Origin of the sequence: Nocardia sp. NPDC051981 (genome assembly GCF_040680715.1) — a bacterium.
Taxonomy (GTDB): Bacteria; Actinomycetota; Actinomycetes; order Mycobacteriales; family Mycobacteriaceae; genus Nocardia.
Genome location: NZ_JBFAXK010000036.1, coordinates 22,524 through 38,224 on the forward strand (window position 1 = coordinate 22,524; position 15,701 = coordinate 38,224).

Genomic DNA, 15,701 nt, shown 5'->3' on the forward strand with positions numbered 1-15,701 from the left:
CGGGTTTCGCCCCTACGGCGTGCGCAGCGCGGACAGCCCCGCGGCCAGCAGCGGCTCGACCGCCTCACCCATGTGCTCGAAGCCGGGTCCCACGGTCTGGCCGTGAATGTGACGGAAGTGGATGCCCTCGCTGATCACCGCCAGCTTGAACGACGCCAGCGCGATATAGAACCCGATCTCGGACACATCGCGGCCCGTGCCATTCGAATAGCGTTCCAGCACTTCGGATTCGACCGGATAGCCGGGCGCGAGCGCGACATCGCTGACCCCGGGCATGACGCTGCCGCTCATGCGCTGATAGACCAGCAGCAGGCCGATATCGGTGAGCGGATCGCCGAGTGTGGCCATCTCCCAGTCGATGACGGCCGCGACCCGGTCCTCGGCGTCGACGAGCACATTGTCGAGCCGGTAGTCGCCGTGCACGATGCCTGTAGCCGATTGCTCGGGCAGGTTCTTCGCGAGCAGATCGTGCAGTTCGACGGCGGCGGGCAGGTCCCGGCTGTAGGAGGCGTCGAGCTGCTTCTTCCAGCGCCGTACCTGCCGCTCCAGGAATCCGTCCGGCCGCCCGAAGTCCGCCAGCCCGACCGCGCCCGGGTCGACGGTGTGCAGGGCGGCCAGCGTGTCGATGAGGCCGGTGGTGATGACCCGGGTCCGGTCGGCGCCGAGCGGCGCCAGTTCGGCCGCGGTCCGGTAGGGCGTGCCGGCGATCCGTTCCATGACATAGAAAGGCGCACCGATGATGTCGTCGTCCTGGCACAGCGCGTAGGTGGCGGGCACCGGCACGGCGGTGTCCGCGAGCGCGGCGATCACCCGGTGCTCGCGGGCCATGTCGTGCGCGGTGGCGAGCACGTGCCCCAGCGGCGGCCGCCGCAGGATCCACGCCGACTCGCCGTCGCTGATCTCATAGGTGAGATTGGACTTCCCGCCCGCGATCAACCGGCCGCGCAGTGGACCGGTCACCAGGCCCGGCCGAGTGTCGGCCAGCCACACCGCGAGTCGCTCGAGATCCAGGCCGGGTAGTTCGCCGGGCCGCTGATCGTCGCTCATGTGTCTCCCCGATGCTCAGTGGCCGTCGCCGCTGTCCAGCAGCCGCGCCTGATAGTGCCGCATGCCCGCCAGCCAGCGGTCGTAGTCCGCGCCCTTGCGACGGTACATGTCGAGCACCTCCGGGTGGGGCAGGATGAGGAACCGTTCGTCGTCCAGCGCGGCCATGACCAGCTCGGCCACCGCATCGGGGGTCAGCACCGCACCGGCCGAGGTGACCGCCCGCGTCGCGGCCATGCCGATGGCGTCCCCGGAGTTCTCCCCCGCCCGCAGCAGCGGGGTCTCCACGCCCATCGGGCACAGGCAGCTGACCCGGACGCCCTGGTCGCCGTAGGTGACCGACAGCCATTCGGCGAACCCCACGGCCGCGTGCTTGGTGACCGCGTATGCGGCCGAACCGATCTGGGTCAGCAGGCCCGCCGCCGACGCCGTGCTGACGAAGTAGCCCTCGCCGCGTTCCACCCAGCCGGGGACCAGCAGCCGCGCCGCGCGGATGTGGGCATTGAGGTTGACGTCGAGGGTGGCGTCCCAGTCCTTCTCGTCCCCGAGACCGACCGGCCCGATCACGCCGGCATTGGCGAAATACAGGTCGACCGGCCCGAATTCGGCCTCGGCGCGGGCGATGAGCTCCTCGATGCGGGCGGTGTCGGACACATCGGCCCCGACCGCCACGGCCGTGCCCGGGAACTCCGCGTTCAGCGCCGCCGCGACCGCCGCGGCGGCCTCGCCGTTCAGGTCGGCGACGACGACCCGCGCCCCGGCCCGCACCAGCCGAGCGGCGATGGCCCCGCCGATGCCGCCACCGCCTCCGGTGACAATGGCGTTCCTACCCGCGACCTGCACGTGTGCTCCCTACGGCCCGTGTCGGCACCCGACCCGGGTGGATCGGAGGCGCCGGCTGATGGAATATGAAACCTACGTCGGATTCAAGTTCATGACCCGTCCGGCGTCAACCGGCCCGGCGGCGAGAGGTGAACAACCGATGCGGACAGCACATCTGGTGGACGAGTGGAAGCGGCTGGGCAGCGCGCAGGTGGCGGCCAATGGCATCGAGCTGCGGGTGGTCGAGCACGGCGCGGGGGCGCCGGTGGTGTTCTGCCACGGGTTTCCCGAGCTCGGATTCTCGTGGCGGCATCAGGTTTTCGCACTGGCCGAGTCCGGGTTCCGGACGCTCACCCCGGATATGCGCGGCTACGGCGGCAGCTCGCGGCCCGAGCGGGTCGAGGAGTACGACATGCTCACGGTGTGCGGGGATCTGGCCGGGCTGCTCGACGCCTACGAGCTGGAGGACGCCATCTTCGTCGGCCACGACTGGGGCGCGTCGGTGGTGTGGCATATGGCCCGGGAGTATCCGGAGCGGGTGCGGGCGGTGGCGGGGCTGAGCGTCCCCGCGACCCCGCGGTCGTCCGGGCCGCCGCTGTCGATCATGCGCGCGCGGCTGGGTGCGGACTTCTACATGGTGTGGTTCCAGGAACCCGGGGTCGCCGACGCGGTGCTGGCCGCGGACCCGCGGCGCACGCTGCTGCAGGACGACATCATGAGCGCCGCCACGTTCCTGGACACCACCACCCCCGAGCCGCCGCTGCCGGAATGGCTCAGCGAACCCGAATTCGAGTACTACGTCGAGACTTTCACCGCCACCGGGTTCACCGGCGGGCTCAACTACTACCGCAATCTGGACCGCACCTGGGAGCGGACCGCGCATCTGGAGGGCGTGAAGATCGCCCAGCCGTCGCTGTTCATCGCCGGATCCACCGATCCGGTCATCCGGTTCACACCCATGCAGAAGATGTCGGCGCTGCTCAGCGATCTGCGCGGCACGGTTGTCCTCGAGGGTGCGGGGCACTGGATTCAGCAGGAACGGCCCGCCGAGGTCAATGCCGCGCTGATCGACTTCGCGCGCGGGCTCGACTGAGCGCTATTCGGCCTGCAACTGCAGCGCGTTCACCCACAGCTGGGTCAGCGTCGTCACCAGCTTCTCGAACGGAATCCGTTGCTTCTGAACGTAAACCATGTACGCCATGCGGCTCACCATGGCCGAGAGCGCGTGCGCGGTGATCATCGGATCCAGATCGGCGCTGGCCTGCCCGGACTCCTGCAGCCCGCGGATCATCCGGGCATTGCGCTGCGCGAACGCCTTGCCGCGCTCGACGCGCAGGCGGCGGAAGTTCTCGTCGATGTGGGCGACCTGTTCGAACAGCGCCATCAGGCGGGCATTGCGCTTGTAGGACAGCAGGTAGTCGCGATTGGCGGCCTCGATGAGCGCCCGGGTGTCGGTGATCCCGCTGCGCTCGCGCACGTGCGGGTGCAGCATCTCCTCCGAGACCTGCTCGACCAGGGCCGCGAAGATCTCGTCCTTGCTGTCGAAGTAGGTGTAGAAGGAGCCCGACGCCATGCCGGCGGTCTTGGAGATGTCGGCGATCTTGGCGTCGAGGTAGCCGTCGCGTTCGAAGACCTCACGCGCGGCGGCGATGAGGGCACCGCGCGTGCGCTGCCCGCGCCGGGTGGGCGGGGCGGTACGGCGGGATTCACCCTCGCCTGTCATCGATTCGGACGCCAACGCTGATCACTACCTGTCGTTTCGCGGACAACTTTCCAGGCGGACACCGTATCAACCGGCACGGCCCCCGACCGCGGGTGACCGGTTACCGCGAGTGTGCGGCGATGCGCCGGTCGATGGCCGGCAGCGCGAACTCGGCCCATCGAATGTTCTCCTGCTCGAAGGCGATTCCGCGCAGCAGGCTCAGGTACGGGCCGATGCGGTCGACCTCGGCGAGGTAGGCCTGCTCGCTGCGCCCGTCCAGCAGGCGGCCGCGCAGTCGTTCGTAGCGGGCCAGTTTCGCCTTCGACCACTCCAGTTTCTCGGCGACGGCCGCCCGCACCGCGGGGGCGTCCTCGGCCTCCATGGCCTGGACCTTCACCATCATCTCGTCGCGGATGGCGGTCGGTTTGGAGGGCTCGGCGATGAACGCGTGCAGCGCCGCCCGCCCGGCCGGGGTGATGGAGTGCAGGCGCTTGTTGGGGCGGCGCTCCTGCTCGACGACGCGGGTCTCGATGAGACCCTCGGCGGCCATGCGCTCGAGCTCCTTGTAGAGCTGCTGCGGGGTGGCCAGCCAGAAGTTGGCGACCGAGGCGTCGAAGCCCTTGGCCAGGTCGTAGCCCGATGCCTCCCCCTCCAGCAGAGTGGCCAGAACCGCGTTGCGTAGCGCCATACGCTCAGGCTACCAGCATCGGCGATTATTCAATTTATTGTCTAGTTCTCCATAGACACACCGCAATTTTTTACGACCACGTTGCAAATTACCTATGCAATTAATTGACTATTGAAGGTGGAATGCACGACTACGACGCCATCGTCTTCGGCGCGGGCAATGCCGGACTGACCGCCGCGGCCACGCTGCAGCGCGCGGGCGGACACTACTGGTGGAGCCACACAATGTGCCCGGCGGCTGCGGAACCTCGTTCCGGCGCGGGCGATTCGAGTTCGAGGTGGCGCTGCACCAGGTCTCCGGGGTGGGCGTGTGATCTGGCGCTGACGCTGTTCGCCTACGTCGAGTTCAAGCCGTGGCATGTGCGCGGCGGGTCGCAGGCCATGTCGGCGGCGATCCTCGACTCATTCCTGCGGGCGGGCAGGTGCGGTTCAACACCGGGGTCGAGACGATTCTCACCGCGGGCGGGCGAGTGCTCGGGGTGCTGCTCGAGGACGGGGTCCCGATTCGAAGGCACGGCAAGCATTCTCGACGAGATCGAGTCCCGCCTGCCCGAAACCCGCGACCACAGCGCGGAAGCCCGCGCCACCGTGGACGCCTATCACCCCAAGCGGCTGTTGTTGCGGGTGGACGCCGTGCTCGAAGAAACCATGTCCGCCAAGACATTCCGGCTGCACGGCCTCGACGGCGCGATGATGCCGCCATTCCTGGCGGGCCACCGGCCACGGGCCGCTGTGCACCTGGCCGCGGCGGTTCGGCGCCGGCGGTGGAGACTGAAGCGGTGGAGGATGCCGGGCTGGTGGTTGTGGTGGACGCGGCCAACGTGGTGGGTTCGCGGCCGGATGGGTGGTGGCGGGATCGGGCCGGGGCGGCGCGGCGGTTGCTCGCGGAGCTGGGTCCGCTGCGGGAGCGGCTGCCCGGGGTGACGGACGTGGTCGTGGTGCTCGAAGGGGCCGCCAAGGCCGCTGCCGGCAGCGCGGGGGCCGAACTGCGGGTGGTACTCGCGGACGGTTCCGGGGACGACGCCATCGTCGAGGTGGTCGCGGCCGGGGCCGGAAAGGCCGGGGCCCGGGCGGGTTCGGTGCTCGTGGTGACGGCCGATCGTGGTTTGCGGGCCCGGGTCGAGGCGCTCGGAGCGACGACGGCCGGGCCCAGCTGGCTCCGGAACGCCTTGGCCTAGCCGGAAGAACGACTCCCACCATGGGGCAACCCGTCCCAGCGGACCCGAGCACCCTACCCTGACCGCACCCTGAGAACACATCCCCCGCGGGTGGGATTTCCGGACGGTGGTTTTTCGGTAGCTTCGGAACAGTGCAGCCGCCGTTGATCGTTCGCCTGCGCGGCGCATGCCTGGTGGTGGGCGTGCTCTGCGCGTTCCTGCTGGGGTGGGATTTCGCGACCGCGCCCGACGCCCGGGCCGATGGCGCGGCGAGCGGGGGTGATCTGACGGTGGCGCAATCGCTGGGGGCGCGCGAGCTCACGGTGGTGATCCGGCGGGCCGAGCCGGGACCGCTGCGCGTCGAGGTGGTGAGCCATGCGGGATCGGCTGCCGGGGCGCTGACGGTCAGCGCCGCGCCGGTCGATCAGGGTGGCGAGACCTCCTCGGGCACGGTCGAACTCGCGGATCGGCCGGGGCTGTATGCGACGACGCTGCGGGTGGATCATGCCGGGCCATGGGAGCTGTCGGTCTCGGACGGCGAACGGACCGCCCGGATTCCGTTCCTCGTCGCCGCGCGCGTGGTGACGCCGTGGGAGCGGGCCGCCTACGGTGGCTTCTTCGCGGCGGGTGTGCTGCTACTGGTCGCGCTGGGTGCCGCTCTCTTCTCGAAAAGAGGCTGGCCGACACTGATTCCGGTGGGCGCGCTCATCGCCGCGCTGACGGTCGGGAGCACGGGGGCGGTGCTGTCCTCGCGTGCGCCGCAGCCACGGCCGGCGGGCAGCCTGCTCGATCCCACGTCCGGCAATATCGGCAATCCGTTCCCCGAACGCGATCTGCCGCTCACCACGAATTATTCACGGCCGCCGGTGAATCTGACCGTGCGTGCGCAGCCTGCGGCAGCGGGGCAATCGACGGAAGTCCAGCTGTCGCTGACCGATTCGGCGACGGGGCGGCCCGTGGACGATCTGCTGGTCACCGATGACGCGCTGCTGCACCTCATGGTGGTCGGGCCGTCCGGAACGTTCTGGCATCGGCATCCGATCCGCACCGCGCCCGGGGAGTACCGGGTCGGCCTGGGGCTCGGGGAGTCCGGCGACTACGCGGTCGCGGCGGAGATCGCCCGGCGCGGCGGGGGTGTGCAGTTGCTACGGTCCGCGATGCACGTCGGCGGTCGATCCGGTTCCGGCGCGGCCGATCCCGCACCGAGCGGGACAACTCTGACGACCACCGAGGCGATCGCGGGCGAACCCGTCACCCTCAGCGCGGCCTACGGCGGTGCCGCGGATCTACAGCCCTGGCTGGGGATGATCGGCCATCTCATCGCGGTCGGCCCGCTGCCGGATGGCGTGTCCGCCGGGACGTCCGCGGCGACGGCGCCGATCTGGGCGCACGCTCACGCCATGGCCCCGATGCCGGCCGTCGGCGCCCAGCCACCGGACGAGACCGTCGCCGCCTACGGCCCGAATGTGGCCTTCACCTTCACTTTTCCGCTGCCCGGCCGATATCTGGTGTGGGCGCAGGCCGAGCGCGGCTATTCCGTCATGACCATTCCGACCACGGTCGACGTCCGAGCGGGGGTTCCGCAATGACCAGGCGGACAGGACTGATCGCGGCGATCCTCGTGCTGGTGGCCGCGCTGCTGACCTGGTGGTTGTGGCCGTCCGGCAGCGCGAAACCGGTGCCGCGCAGTGCCGCCGGGCCCTACCAGGTGCAGCTCAACGTCTCCGGTGGATCGCCGCACACCGGCGACAACACCGTCGACCTCGACATCACCGACCAGCACGGCACCGCCGCCACCCCGGATCGCGTCTCGGTGGAGCCCGCCATGCCGCAGATGGGCCACGCGCTCCCGCCGAGCACCGCCGCGATCGTCACGCCCGGGCACTACCGGGCGACCGTGACGCTGCCCATGCCGGGGCAGTGGGAGATCGCCGTGAAACTGTCCGGCGCACCGGGATCCGGCAGCGCCACCTTCTCCGTCCAGGCCAACTGAATCGAAGGAAAGGGATCAGGAGCAGACCATGGACCTCACCGCCAACGGTCGCGGGCTCACCGCCGAGGCGACCGCACCGATCACCATCCGCCCCTGGCTCCCCGCGGCCATCCTGTTCGCGGCCAGCATGACCTTCGCCGTCGGATCGACCTGGGACATCCAGTGGCACTCCGATGTCGGGCCCGACACCTTCTTCACGCTGCCGCACCTGTTCATCTACGCCAGTGCGGCGATCGCCGGATTCACCGGTCTCACGGTCATTCTCGTCACCTCGGCCGCGGGCCGGGCTGGGCGACGGGTGGACGGTGAGCTGGGCGGACCCGGCATCAGCGTGTTCGGGCGGACGTTCACCGCGCCGCTCGGATACATGGTGGCGGCGCTGGGTGCGGCGTCGTTCCTGCTGTACGGACTGTGGGATCTGTGGTGGCACAGCCTCTACGGGTTCGACGCGATCATCGACTCGCCGCCGCACATCGGGCTGTTCCTGTCCAGCACGGTGATCTCGGTGGGCACGGTGATCGTGTTCGGGGCGGCGCGGGCCCATCGGTGGGGGCGCCTGGGCGCGCTGTTCGCGCTGGCGCACCTGGCGACCTCGAGCACCGTCACCGCGCTGGCGGTGCAGCGGCTGAGCACCGGGACCGTGCGGTGGACGGTCGCGGTCACCGCGTTCATGGTGATTCTGCTGATGGTCGTGGGTGCGGGATTCCAGCGGTGGGGCGCGACCGTCACCGCCGTGTTCTCCTCGGCGATCCAGGGCGTGTTCTGGTGGTTCGCGCCGTGGGCGGCGCGCGCGTACGCCGATTTCGTGGGATTGCCCATGCGCGAACACATCCGGGGCATTCCGGCGACCCCGGCGCTCATTCCGTTCTGCCTGATCCCGGTGGGCATCGTGATCGATCTGCTGCTGCGGCGCACCGACAGCCCGGCGCGTCTGCTGCCCGCGCTGGCCGGTGGGCTCGGCGGGGCGATCATCGGCGGGTTCAATCCCGTGCAGCAGGTGATCATCTACGATGCCCGCCTCTCGCACGCCTCCGTCATCATCGCCACCACGGTCGCGGCCGCGCTGCTGGGCGCACTCGGCGGCTACCTGGGCTGGCGCTTCGGCGACATGCTGCGGCTGTCCGCCCCGTCCGAGAAGGTCAGTGCATGATCAACCGTCTACTCGCCACCGCCGCAACGATTCTCGCGATTCTCGGACTGACCGCGGGCACCGCCGCGACGGCGTCGGCGTATCAGCCCGTCAATATCGTGCACACCGAGCACGTGCAGGCCGGGCCCTACTCGCTGACCGTGGGGTTCAGCGAATGGCCTTTGCGCGCAATGCAATCGCTGGACTTCACCTTCATCCCCGACGGGGGCATCGAGGACAAGACCGGCACGCTCACCGAGTACCAGCCCAACGGCAAGGTGCGCCGCGCCGAACCGCTGTCGCGGCACCCGCGCAAGCGCGACGTCTGGGGCCTGGACGTGCGCTCCCTGGATGAGCAGGGCGCGTGGACCTTCCACTTCGTGATCGACGGCCCCCAGGGCCGCGGTGAAGGCGATCTGGCGAACCTCCCGGTTCTCCAGCAGCCCGGTCCCCCGCTGGGTGTGAGCTGGGCCGTCAGCACGATCCCGCTGATCGGCCTGATCGCCTTCCTCGCCTACGCCTGGCGCCGCAGCCGCCGACCGGTCACGGCCCCGCAGCCCGCCTGACGGTCAGTCGATGGCCCCGGCGAACATGCCCGGCTCATAGGACCCACCCTGCTGATGCAGGATGACACCGAGCCGGTTGGCGGCGTTGATCATGGCCACCAACGCCACCAGCGCCGCGGTCTGGTTGTCGTCGTAGTGTTTCCGAACCTGCGCCCAGGTCTCGTCGGAGACCCCGAGGTGGGCATCCGCCAGCCTGGTGCCCTCCTCGGCGAAGGCCAGCGCCGCCTGTTCCGCCTCGCTGAACACCGACGCCTCCCGCCAGGTCGCCACCAGATTGATCCGAACCGGCGGCTCTCCCGCGGCCGCCAGCTCCTTGGCGTGCGCATCGGTACAAAAACCACACCCATTGATCTGACTGGCCCGCAAGCTCACCAGCTCCTGAATCGTTTTCGGCACCTCCGACTGCGTGATCACCAGACTGGCATTCGCAAACCGCTTGGCGAACTTCGCACCGACCTCATTCGCGAACATATCGAGCCGAGCACTCATAGCGTCCATCTCCTTCATCGTCAGTGGGACGACCATGAGGTGCCGGCCACCCCGGATTTGTGACACCGCCCCGCTATGACACAGGCCACATGTCCCAGCTGCGGCAGACGACCGGGCCAATCACGGCACTCTGCGCCGACGAGCACGCACGCGCTTCCGAATATGCCTCGGCCGCAATAACACCCGATGCCTCCACAGGCACTCGCCTGCCAGCGGACTGCCAGCGCCGGCTGAACCCTCGTGCAGGTAGGCCCGAGGACGACGTCCGCGTGCGACAACTGTGAGATAGGGAAGTGTCATGAATGGCGACGAATCGCCACGGCGGCTGGTCGTGGGAATAAGCGGCGCCACGGGCATCGGCTACGGAATGCGGGTGCTGGAGTTTGCCCGGAAGGCCGGTGTGGAGACGCATCTGGTCGTAACGCCCGCTGGTCAGCAGACGCGCGCTTACGAAACGGAACTGAGCGCACGGGATCTCGCGGAAATGGCTGATGTGTCGTACCGGCCCGCCGATATCGGTGCGGCAATCGCATCCGGTTCTTTCCGGACCGCGGGGATGATCGTGGCGCCGTGCTCGATCCGCACCCTGTCCGCGATCGCTTACGCCAATGGCGACAATCTGCTCACTCGAGCCGCCGATGTGACGGTGAAGGAGCGGCGGCGCCTGGTGCTGATGGTCCGCGAGACGCCACTGACGCTCGGGCATCTGCGAGCGATGGCCGCCGCGACCGAATCCGGGGCGATCGTGATGCCGCCGGTTCCCGCCTTCTATCTGCGACCACAGAGCGTGCAGGACATCGTCGACCACACCGCGGGTCGTGCGCTGGACCTGCTCGGCATCGACGTGCCCGATCTGCCCCGCTGGGGAGAATAGGAAATACCTTGACCCACTTGACAAGTCTGCGTGAATTCATCGCCGAACTGGAGAAGATCGGCGAGGTGCACACCATCGACAAGGAGGTCGACTGGAATCTCGAAGTCGGCGCGATCATCCGCCGCTGCTACGACTTGCGAGCTCCGGCACCACTTTTCACGAATCTGACCGGCTATGCCGATACCGGCTTCCGGCTCTTCGGCGCTCCCGCGGCACTCAGCGCCCCGCAGCACCAACTCGCCCGGCTCGCACTGTCCGTGGGGCTGCCTGCCGACGCTACCGGCCAGCAGATCGTCGACATCCTCGCGGACGCCCGCACCAAGCCGGGCATTCCGCCGACGGTGGTGGCGTCGGGCTCCGCGCCGTGCAAACAGAACATCATGCTCGGCGACGATATCGACCTGTTCGCCTTTCCGACCCCATTGATCCACGGCAATGACGGCGGCCGCTATCTCCAGACCTTCGGCACCAATATCGTCAAGACGCCCGACGGCTCCTGGACGAACTGGTCCGTCAATCGAATGATGGTGCACGACAAGTCGACTCTGGCCTGTCTGTTGCCGAAGTCGCAGCAGATCGGCATCATCCGGGCGATGTGGACCGAGGCAGGCACTCCGATGCCGATCGCGGTGGCACTCGGGGTCGAACCGGGCCTGGTGGTCGCGAGCGGTATGCCGCTGCCCCAGGGCGTGGACGAAAGCCATTATCTGGGTGGGCTTTTCGGCGAGGGCATCGAGGTGGTACCGGCGGAAACGGTAGACCTGATGGTTCCGGCCACTGCGGAAATCGTGGTCGAGGGCCACATCCTCCTCGACGATGACGTCGAGGAGGGCCCGTTCAACGAGTACCCCGGGTACAACGCAACGGTGAGCTCGCTGAAGGCGCGCTTCCAGGTCACCGCGGTCACCTACCAGGACAACGCGATTCTCCCGGTGGTAGCGGCAGGGCCTCCGGTCGAGGAGGACGACACCATCACCGGCACCGCCGCCGCGGCCGAAATCCTGCACCTGCTGCGCGAGGCCGGGCTGCCGATCTCCTCGGCGTGGTACAACTTCGAGGCCGCCGTGCACTGGCTGACCCTGGCGGTCCGTGCGGACTGGCACGAGACCTCGGGACTGCCCTCCCACGAACTGGTCGACAAGGTCGCGGAGGTCGTGCTCGGTGGCCCCGCGGCGGTGCACGCGCCCAAGATCCTGCTGGTCGAGGACGATATCGACATTACCGATCTCGATCAGGTGGTGTGGGCGTTCGCGACACGCTCGCATCCCGATGTGAACCGGGGTGAATTCCATTTCGAACGCAAACTCACCGATCCGCTGGGCATCTACCTGTCCGCGGAGAAACAGCACAGCTTCAGCGCCGGGAAAGTCATCTACAACTGCCTGCTCGCCGACCTCTATCCCGCTGGAAAGCGACCGGTGAAGGGCAGCTTCGAAAACGGCTGGCCCGTCGAGATCCAGCAGCGCGTCCTCGAGCAGTGGACGGCGTACGGGTTTTCCGAGGCGAAGTAGGGAAGGCACCACGATGCGAATCGTCAAGACATTCACCCCCGTTCGCGTCGAGAGCGATCGTTTCTCGGCGACGGTCGACTATTACGAGCAGGCCTTTGGGCTCCGGTGCGACCTGCACTTCCGGTTCGAGGAGGGCAATCTCGATATCGCAACCATCGGTCCGCTGGTACTGATCGGCGGCCCCGCCGACGCACTCGCGGCCGCGCCGAAGCAGGACATCGTCATATCGGTGGACTCGCTGGAGGAATTCCAAGCGAACCTGCGCGCCCAGGGCGCCATCATCGTCTCCCCTCCGGCTGACATCCCGACCGGGCGAAACATGATGGTGCACAACCCGGACGGGACACTGTTCGAGTATGTGCAGTGGTCGGACGAGAAACTCGCGGTGGTGGATCTCTCACGCCGCTCGACCGCCTAGCGCCCGTCCCACCGCGCCGCCTCAGGTCGACACACTCTGACTGCCCCCTACCCGCGCTGACCGAACCGGCCGGCGCGGGACCTCGGAACATCGACGGGCAGAGGATCGTACGGCTGTCGGCGACTGGGCGGGCGGCAATTCGGCCCACCCAGTCGCGAGAATCAATCGCGTGAGGCCAGCATGCGAAAGCGGTGCTGTCCATCCAACAGTTCGAGCTTCCTGTGGGCACGAGGAGTGGACCGAACATCCCCAACGCCAACGAGATGAAATACATGGTTCCGGACCTTTCGAAATATGAATAGAACCGGGACAGCAGTTGGCCGTCGCGTCGGTGTGCAGCCCCGACTCCCATTGGCACTTTCAGTGGTGGATCACTTCACCGAGCCGCGGCAGGACGAGTCGCTTCCAGCTGCGTTCCATGGCGTTGCGTACCATCTTCTGCCGGCGGTCTTCGATGTCGAAACCTGTCTGCGTCAGCAGAAGTCGGGTGCCACGACCCTGCGGCCGCAGCGTCCAGTCGACAATCCACCGAGTGGGGTACTCGGCCTGCCGATATATCCAGCTGTAGGTCAACTGCTCGCAGGGCCGAGCCGCCAGCACCTCGCAGCTGATCTCGTTGGGCGATGAGTCCGGGATCGTGAATCGGAAAATGGTTCCGACCGAGGCGGCGAATCCGGTCGGTCGAAGCAGCCACCGCTCCAGCAGATCCGGCTCCGTCAACGCGCGCCATACAGCGTGCGGTCGCTGTCGGAAGAAGCTGCCGAGCTCGACTGCGGCGGGATTCAACTGTGGATCAGCAATCACCGGCTCACCACCGCGACAAGGGGCGAAACGGTCCCCAGGCTGCTCAATTCGCCTGGCCTTCCTTGTATTTCGCTTCCATTTCCGCGGCGAGCCGCGGCTTCTCGGCCTCCATCTTCTGGACGTAGGCAACCGCGTCGCCGACGGTTCTCAGGCTCGCAAGATCCTCGTCGGGGACCTTCACGCTGTACTTGTCCTCCAGCTGTACAGCGATCTCCACCAGTGACAACGAGTCGATGTCCAAATCTTCGACGAAAGACTTCTCGATCGCGACCTCGGCGGCCTCGATACCCGTCACCTCCTCGACGATCTCCGCGATGCCGGCGACGATTTCTTCTTGCGTGGTAGCCACGAAACACTCTCCTCGGTGTGACGACATATGCGTAGTACTCCACTCGCCCTCCACGACCGCTTCGGCTTCCGCTGTCGGGGTCGAAGGGGAGTGCCCAGTACGCTAAAAGCTCCAGTGGGGTGGAGGTTCAACAGGTTGTGACGGATGACACACGATCCGGTGTGCTGGTGAGCATCGGGGAGTTGGCGCGCAGCGCCGGACTTCCGGTGCGAACGATCCGGTTCTACTGCGACGAAGGCATTCTGGAATCCCAGCGCAGCGCAGGCGGGCATCGGATGTTCGATGCCGACAGCGCCACCGAACGACTGTTGCTGGTGCGGCGGTTGCGCGCGCTCGGTCTCGGGCTGGACTCGATCACCGGCGTGCTGCAGGAAGAGCTGTCGATGGCAGAGGCCATCGCTGTCGAACGTGCCCGGCTCGATATCGAATTCAGGTCGCTGGCGTGGCGGCGGGCGTCACTGCGGGCCATGGAGACGGTTGCCCCGGTGCAGCGGGCCGAGCGACTCGCGTTGCTGGCCGCCGCGCAGGATAGTGGTGCGGTGCACGATTGCCTCGTACGGTTCTGGCGGCGCATTCTCGCACCGATACCACGGTGCCACAGCGATATGTGGGTGAGCTGGAATGTCCCGGAGCCGCCAGCCGATCCGTCCGTCGACGAGGTTGTCGCGTATGCCGAATTGGCCGCTCTCGTGGCCGACCCCGACATGACCAGTGCTGTGCGACACCAGTACTGGCGGAGTCGACCGGAGCTGATCCGCGACCCTCGAGCGCTGTACATCATCATGGACAACGTGATGGTGGACGTGGTGCCACTCGTAGCGGAAGGTGTTCGACCGCGCGCCGGCACTGAACTCGACCGATTCGTCAACGCCCATGCCGAGGCACGAGGGGAACGTGATTCCCCGCGTTTCCGCGAGCAGTTGCTGATCGACGCAACCGATTCCGACCACCGGATTCACCGTTACTGGGCTCTGACAGAACGGTTCTTCGGGCCTCGCGTCACTGTCGGACGAGCCCACAACTGGCTGTACAGCGCCCTGGCTCACTCCACCGACGTCGCCGATGCACAGCCACCCAACCAGCGTTCACTCCCATGAATTCACCACGCTGATCCACATCACCGACACCATCCGTCATACCTGGCTGCCCACTCTCATATCGCTGACGCGCCGTTGGAACCGGCCGCCGCGGGCCCTCGGAAGCTCCCGATGTTGATTGCCGGGGTCCTCGGGGCGGTCTTGGGTGCCCCTGGGATGCCGGGTGTGGCCTATGGAAGGTCAACGGGCGGGTGCCATCTCGGGCGGCTGACCGACCGCTGGCAGTGCGCGGGAATGCCGATCGCAGCGGGGATGGTTCGCACTCCGGTTCACTGCCGTGTGGCCTTTGCTAGCCGATATCGGCGACGACGAACATCGGTGTCCTCTCGTCGGCCTCTGCCAGCAGGGTTCCGGAGGTGTCCCACAGGGCGGCGCGGCCGCACCCGTTGACCGGGCCCGCGGGCCCCACGTGGTTGGCAAGGGCAACGTAAACGTTCGCGCGGTCGGCGATGCCGGGATATATCGACGCACGTTCGGCAATGCCGCGACCGGTGCCGTACAGGGCGCTGGCCAGATGGACGTCACAGCCATCGTCGGCGATTCGGTCGACCAAGTCGGGGAAGTGGTTGTCGAAGCAGGTGGCAAGGGAGAAACGTAAACCCTGAAGTTCGAAGCGGCCGTCCTTGTCCGCGGAGGTGAAGAACTGCTGCTCTTCCTCGAACAAATGCTGTTTGTGATAGGTGGTGAGCAGATCGCCGGCGGCGCTGTAGACGTAAGTGGCGATCACGGGACGGTGACCGTCGAGGTCGGGGGCAGCGCAGTTCACAACGGTCGCTATCGCGGTGGTGCGCAGCGGATCCAGGCGAGGGTCATCGGCGCGGAGCCACAAGCTCTCATCGGCTGCAGTGACTGCCAATTCGTATCCGGTCACCGCCAGCTCCGGAAACACGATCAGCTCGGCCGAGTCTGCGCCTGCCTGTTCAGCGAGCCTGACCATTTGTCCGATATTGGCCCGGACATCGGTAGGTGCGGAAGTGAACTGTGCCGCCGCAACTCTCATGCGCCGCAGACTACGCCGCACGATGTTTCATGGTCGAAACCGCGGCCATGGACACCAAC

At 67.5% G+C, this 15,701-nt stretch carries 18 protein-coding genes; 10 read left to right on the top strand and 8 right to left on the bottom strand.

Annotation, left to right across the window (positions count from 1 at the left end; translation table 11 throughout):
* Window positions 1–12: 12 nt before the first annotated feature.
* Entirely contained in the window at window positions 13–1,047 is a 1,035-nt protein-coding gene (locus AB0L60_RS38010; protein ID WP_364624522.1) for a phosphotransferase family protein, read from the bottom strand.
* 15 nt (window positions 1,048–1,062) lie between these two features.
* Window positions 1,063–1,887 carry an SDR family oxidoreductase gene (locus AB0L60_RS38015; RefSeq protein WP_364624524.1) on the bottom strand — a complete coding sequence of 275 codons (825 nt, stop codon included), beginning with the start codon at window positions 1,885–1,887 and terminating at the stop codon, window positions 1,063–1,065.
* Window positions 1,888–2,026: 139 nt separating this feature from the next.
* On the opposite strand from AB0L60_RS38015, the gene AB0L60_RS38020 reads away from it, so the two are divergent.
* Window positions 2,027–2,959: an alpha/beta hydrolase gene (locus tag AB0L60_RS38020; RefSeq protein ID WP_364624526.1), complete on the top strand. Its 933-nt coding sequence runs from the start codon at window positions 2,027–2,029 to the stop codon at window positions 2,957–2,959.
* A 3-nt stretch (window positions 2,960–2,962) separates the two neighbouring features.
* Here the strand turns inward: AB0L60_RS38020 and AB0L60_RS38025 are convergent, their stop codons facing one another.
* On the bottom strand, window positions 2,963–3,589 hold the full coding sequence (locus tag AB0L60_RS38025) for a TetR/AcrR family transcriptional regulator (protein ID WP_364624528.1): 627 nt from the start codon (window positions 3,587–3,589) through the stop codon (window positions 2,963–2,965).
* Between the two features lie 100 nt (window positions 3,590–3,689).
* Complete coding sequence (locus tag AB0L60_RS38030; protein ID WP_364624530.1) at window positions 3,690–4,256, bottom strand: PadR family transcriptional regulator; 567 nt, start codon at window positions 4,254–4,256, stop codon at window positions 3,690–3,692.
* Window positions 4,257–5,034: 778 nt separating this feature from the next.
* On the opposite strand from AB0L60_RS38030, the gene AB0L60_RS38035 reads away from it, so the two are divergent.
* The 5 genes from AB0L60_RS38035 to AB0L60_RS38055 all read left to right on the top strand — a co-directional run bounded on the left by AB0L60_RS38035 (window position 5,035) and on the right by AB0L60_RS38055 (window position 9,100).
* On the top strand, window positions 5,035–5,433 hold the full coding sequence (locus tag AB0L60_RS38035) for a hypothetical protein (protein ID WP_364624532.1): 399 nt from the start codon (window positions 5,035–5,037) through the stop codon (window positions 5,431–5,433).
* A gap of 131 nt (window positions 5,434–5,564) precedes the next feature.
* Window positions 5,565–7,001 carry a hypothetical protein gene (locus AB0L60_RS38040; RefSeq protein WP_364624534.1) on the top strand — a complete coding sequence of 479 codons (1,437 nt, stop codon included), beginning with the start codon at window positions 5,565–5,567 and terminating at the stop codon, window positions 6,999–7,001.
* Window positions 6,998–7,405, top strand: a complete 408-nt coding sequence (locus AB0L60_RS38045) for a FixH family protein (protein WP_364624536.1) — start codon at window positions 6,998–7,000, stop codon at window positions 7,403–7,405. Before AB0L60_RS38040 ends, AB0L60_RS38045 begins: the two co-directional genes overlap by 4 nt.
* A 28-nt stretch (window positions 7,406–7,433) precedes the next feature.
* Entirely contained in the window at window positions 7,434–8,555 is a 1,122-nt protein-coding gene (locus AB0L60_RS38050) for a hypothetical protein (RefSeq protein WP_364624538.1), read from the top strand.
* Window positions 8,552–9,100 carry a hypothetical protein gene (locus AB0L60_RS38055; protein ID WP_364624540.1) on the top strand — a complete coding sequence of 183 codons (549 nt, stop codon included), beginning with the start codon at window positions 8,552–8,554 and terminating at the stop codon, window positions 9,098–9,100. The genes AB0L60_RS38050 and AB0L60_RS38055 overlap by 4 nt, the downstream gene beginning before the upstream one ends.
* 3 nt (window positions 9,101–9,103) lie before the next feature.
* Here the strand turns inward: AB0L60_RS38055 and AB0L60_RS38060 are convergent, their stop codons facing one another.
* A complete protein-coding gene (locus AB0L60_RS38060) occupies window positions 9,104–9,589 on the bottom strand; it encodes a carboxymuconolactone decarboxylase family protein (RefSeq protein ID WP_364624542.1) in 486 nt (161 codons plus the stop codon).
* A gap of 298 nt (window positions 9,590–9,887) precedes the next feature.
* Here AB0L60_RS38060 and AB0L60_RS38065 point away from each other — a divergent pair, with 298 nt between their 5' ends.
* Genes AB0L60_RS38065 through AB0L60_RS38075 form a run of 3 tightly spaced genes read left to right on the top strand, consistent with a single transcriptional unit; the run spans window position 9,888 to window position 12,392 of the window.
* A complete protein-coding gene (locus tag AB0L60_RS38065; protein ID WP_364624544.1) occupies window positions 9,888–10,463 on the top strand; it encodes a UbiX family flavin prenyltransferase in 576 nt (191 codons plus the stop codon).
* 17 nt (window positions 10,464–10,480) lie between these two features.
* Window positions 10,481–11,974 carry a UbiD family decarboxylase gene (locus tag AB0L60_RS38070; RefSeq protein ID WP_364624546.1) on the top strand — a complete coding sequence of 498 codons (1,494 nt, stop codon included), beginning with the start codon at window positions 10,481–10,483 and terminating at the stop codon, window positions 11,972–11,974.
* A 13-nt stretch (window positions 11,975–11,987) separates the two neighbouring features.
* Window positions 11,988–12,392, top strand: a complete 405-nt coding sequence (locus AB0L60_RS38075) for a VOC family protein (protein WP_364624548.1) — start codon at window positions 11,988–11,990, stop codon at window positions 12,390–12,392.
* 360 nt (window positions 12,393–12,752) lie between these two features.
* Here the strand turns inward: AB0L60_RS38075 and AB0L60_RS38080 are convergent, their stop codons facing one another.
* Entirely contained in the window at window positions 12,753–13,196 is a 444-nt protein-coding gene (locus AB0L60_RS38080) for an SRPBCC domain-containing protein (protein WP_364624550.1), read from the bottom strand.
* 43 nt (window positions 13,197–13,239) lie between these two features.
* Entirely contained in the window at window positions 13,240–13,545 is a 306-nt protein-coding gene (acpM, locus tag AB0L60_RS38085) for a meromycolate extension acyl carrier protein AcpM (protein WP_364624552.1), read from the bottom strand.
* A 137-nt stretch (window positions 13,546–13,682) separates the two neighbouring features.
* On the opposite strand from acpM, the gene AB0L60_RS38090 reads away from it, so the two are divergent.
* Window positions 13,683–14,642 (top strand): MerR family transcriptional regulator, encoded by a 960-nt coding sequence (locus AB0L60_RS38090; RefSeq protein ID WP_364624554.1) that lies wholly within the window; start codon window positions 13,683–13,685, stop codon window positions 14,640–14,642.
* Between the two features lie 289 nt (window positions 14,643–14,931).
* Here AB0L60_RS38090 and AB0L60_RS38095 read toward each other — a convergent pair whose 3' ends face one another.
* The gene (locus tag AB0L60_RS38095; RefSeq protein ID WP_364624556.1) at window positions 14,932–15,642 is read right to left on the bottom strand and encodes a carbon-nitrogen hydrolase family protein; all 711 of its coding nucleotides are present in this window, start codon (window positions 15,640–15,642) and stop codon (window positions 14,932–14,934) included.
* Window positions 15,643–15,701 lie beyond the last annotated feature (59 nt).

Coding starts and splice junctions, on each gene's coding strand:
- AB0L60_RS38010 (WP_364624522.1), bottom strand. CDS start 1,047: ATGAGCGACGATCAGCGGCCCGGCGAACTACCCGGCCTGGATCTCGAG.
- AB0L60_RS38020 (WP_364624526.1), top strand. CDS start 2,027: ATGCGGACAGCACATCTGGTGGACGAGTGGAAGCGGCTGGGCAGCGCG.
- AB0L60_RS38025 (WP_364624528.1), bottom strand. CDS start 3,589: ATGACAGGCGAGGGTGAATCCCGCCGTACCGCCCCGCCCACCCGGCGC.
- AB0L60_RS38030 (WP_364624530.1), bottom strand. CDS start 4,256: ATGGCGCTACGCAACGCGGTTCTGGCCACTCTGCTGGAGGGGGAGGCA.
- AB0L60_RS38045 (WP_364624536.1), top strand. CDS start 6,998: ATGACCAGGCGGACAGGACTGATCGCGGCGATCCTCGTGCTGGTGGCC.
- AB0L60_RS38050 (WP_364624538.1), top strand. CDS start 7,434: ATGGACCTCACCGCCAACGGTCGCGGGCTCACCGCCGAGGCGACCGCA.
- AB0L60_RS38055 (WP_364624540.1), top strand. CDS start 8,552: ATGATCAACCGTCTACTCGCCACCGCCGCAACGATTCTCGCGATTCTC.
- AB0L60_RS38060 (WP_364624542.1), bottom strand. CDS start 9,589: ATGAGTGCTCGGCTCGATATGTTCGCGAATGAGGTCGGTGCGAAGTTC.
- AB0L60_RS38065 (WP_364624544.1), top strand. CDS start 9,888: ATGAATGGCGACGAATCGCCACGGCGGCTGGTCGTGGGAATAAGCGGC.
- AB0L60_RS38075 (WP_364624548.1), top strand. CDS start 11,988: ATGCGAATCGTCAAGACATTCACCCCCGTTCGCGTCGAGAGCGATCGT.
- AB0L60_RS38095 (WP_364624556.1), bottom strand. CDS start 15,642: ATGAGAGTTGCGGCGGCACAGTTCACTTCCGCACCTACCGATGTCCGG.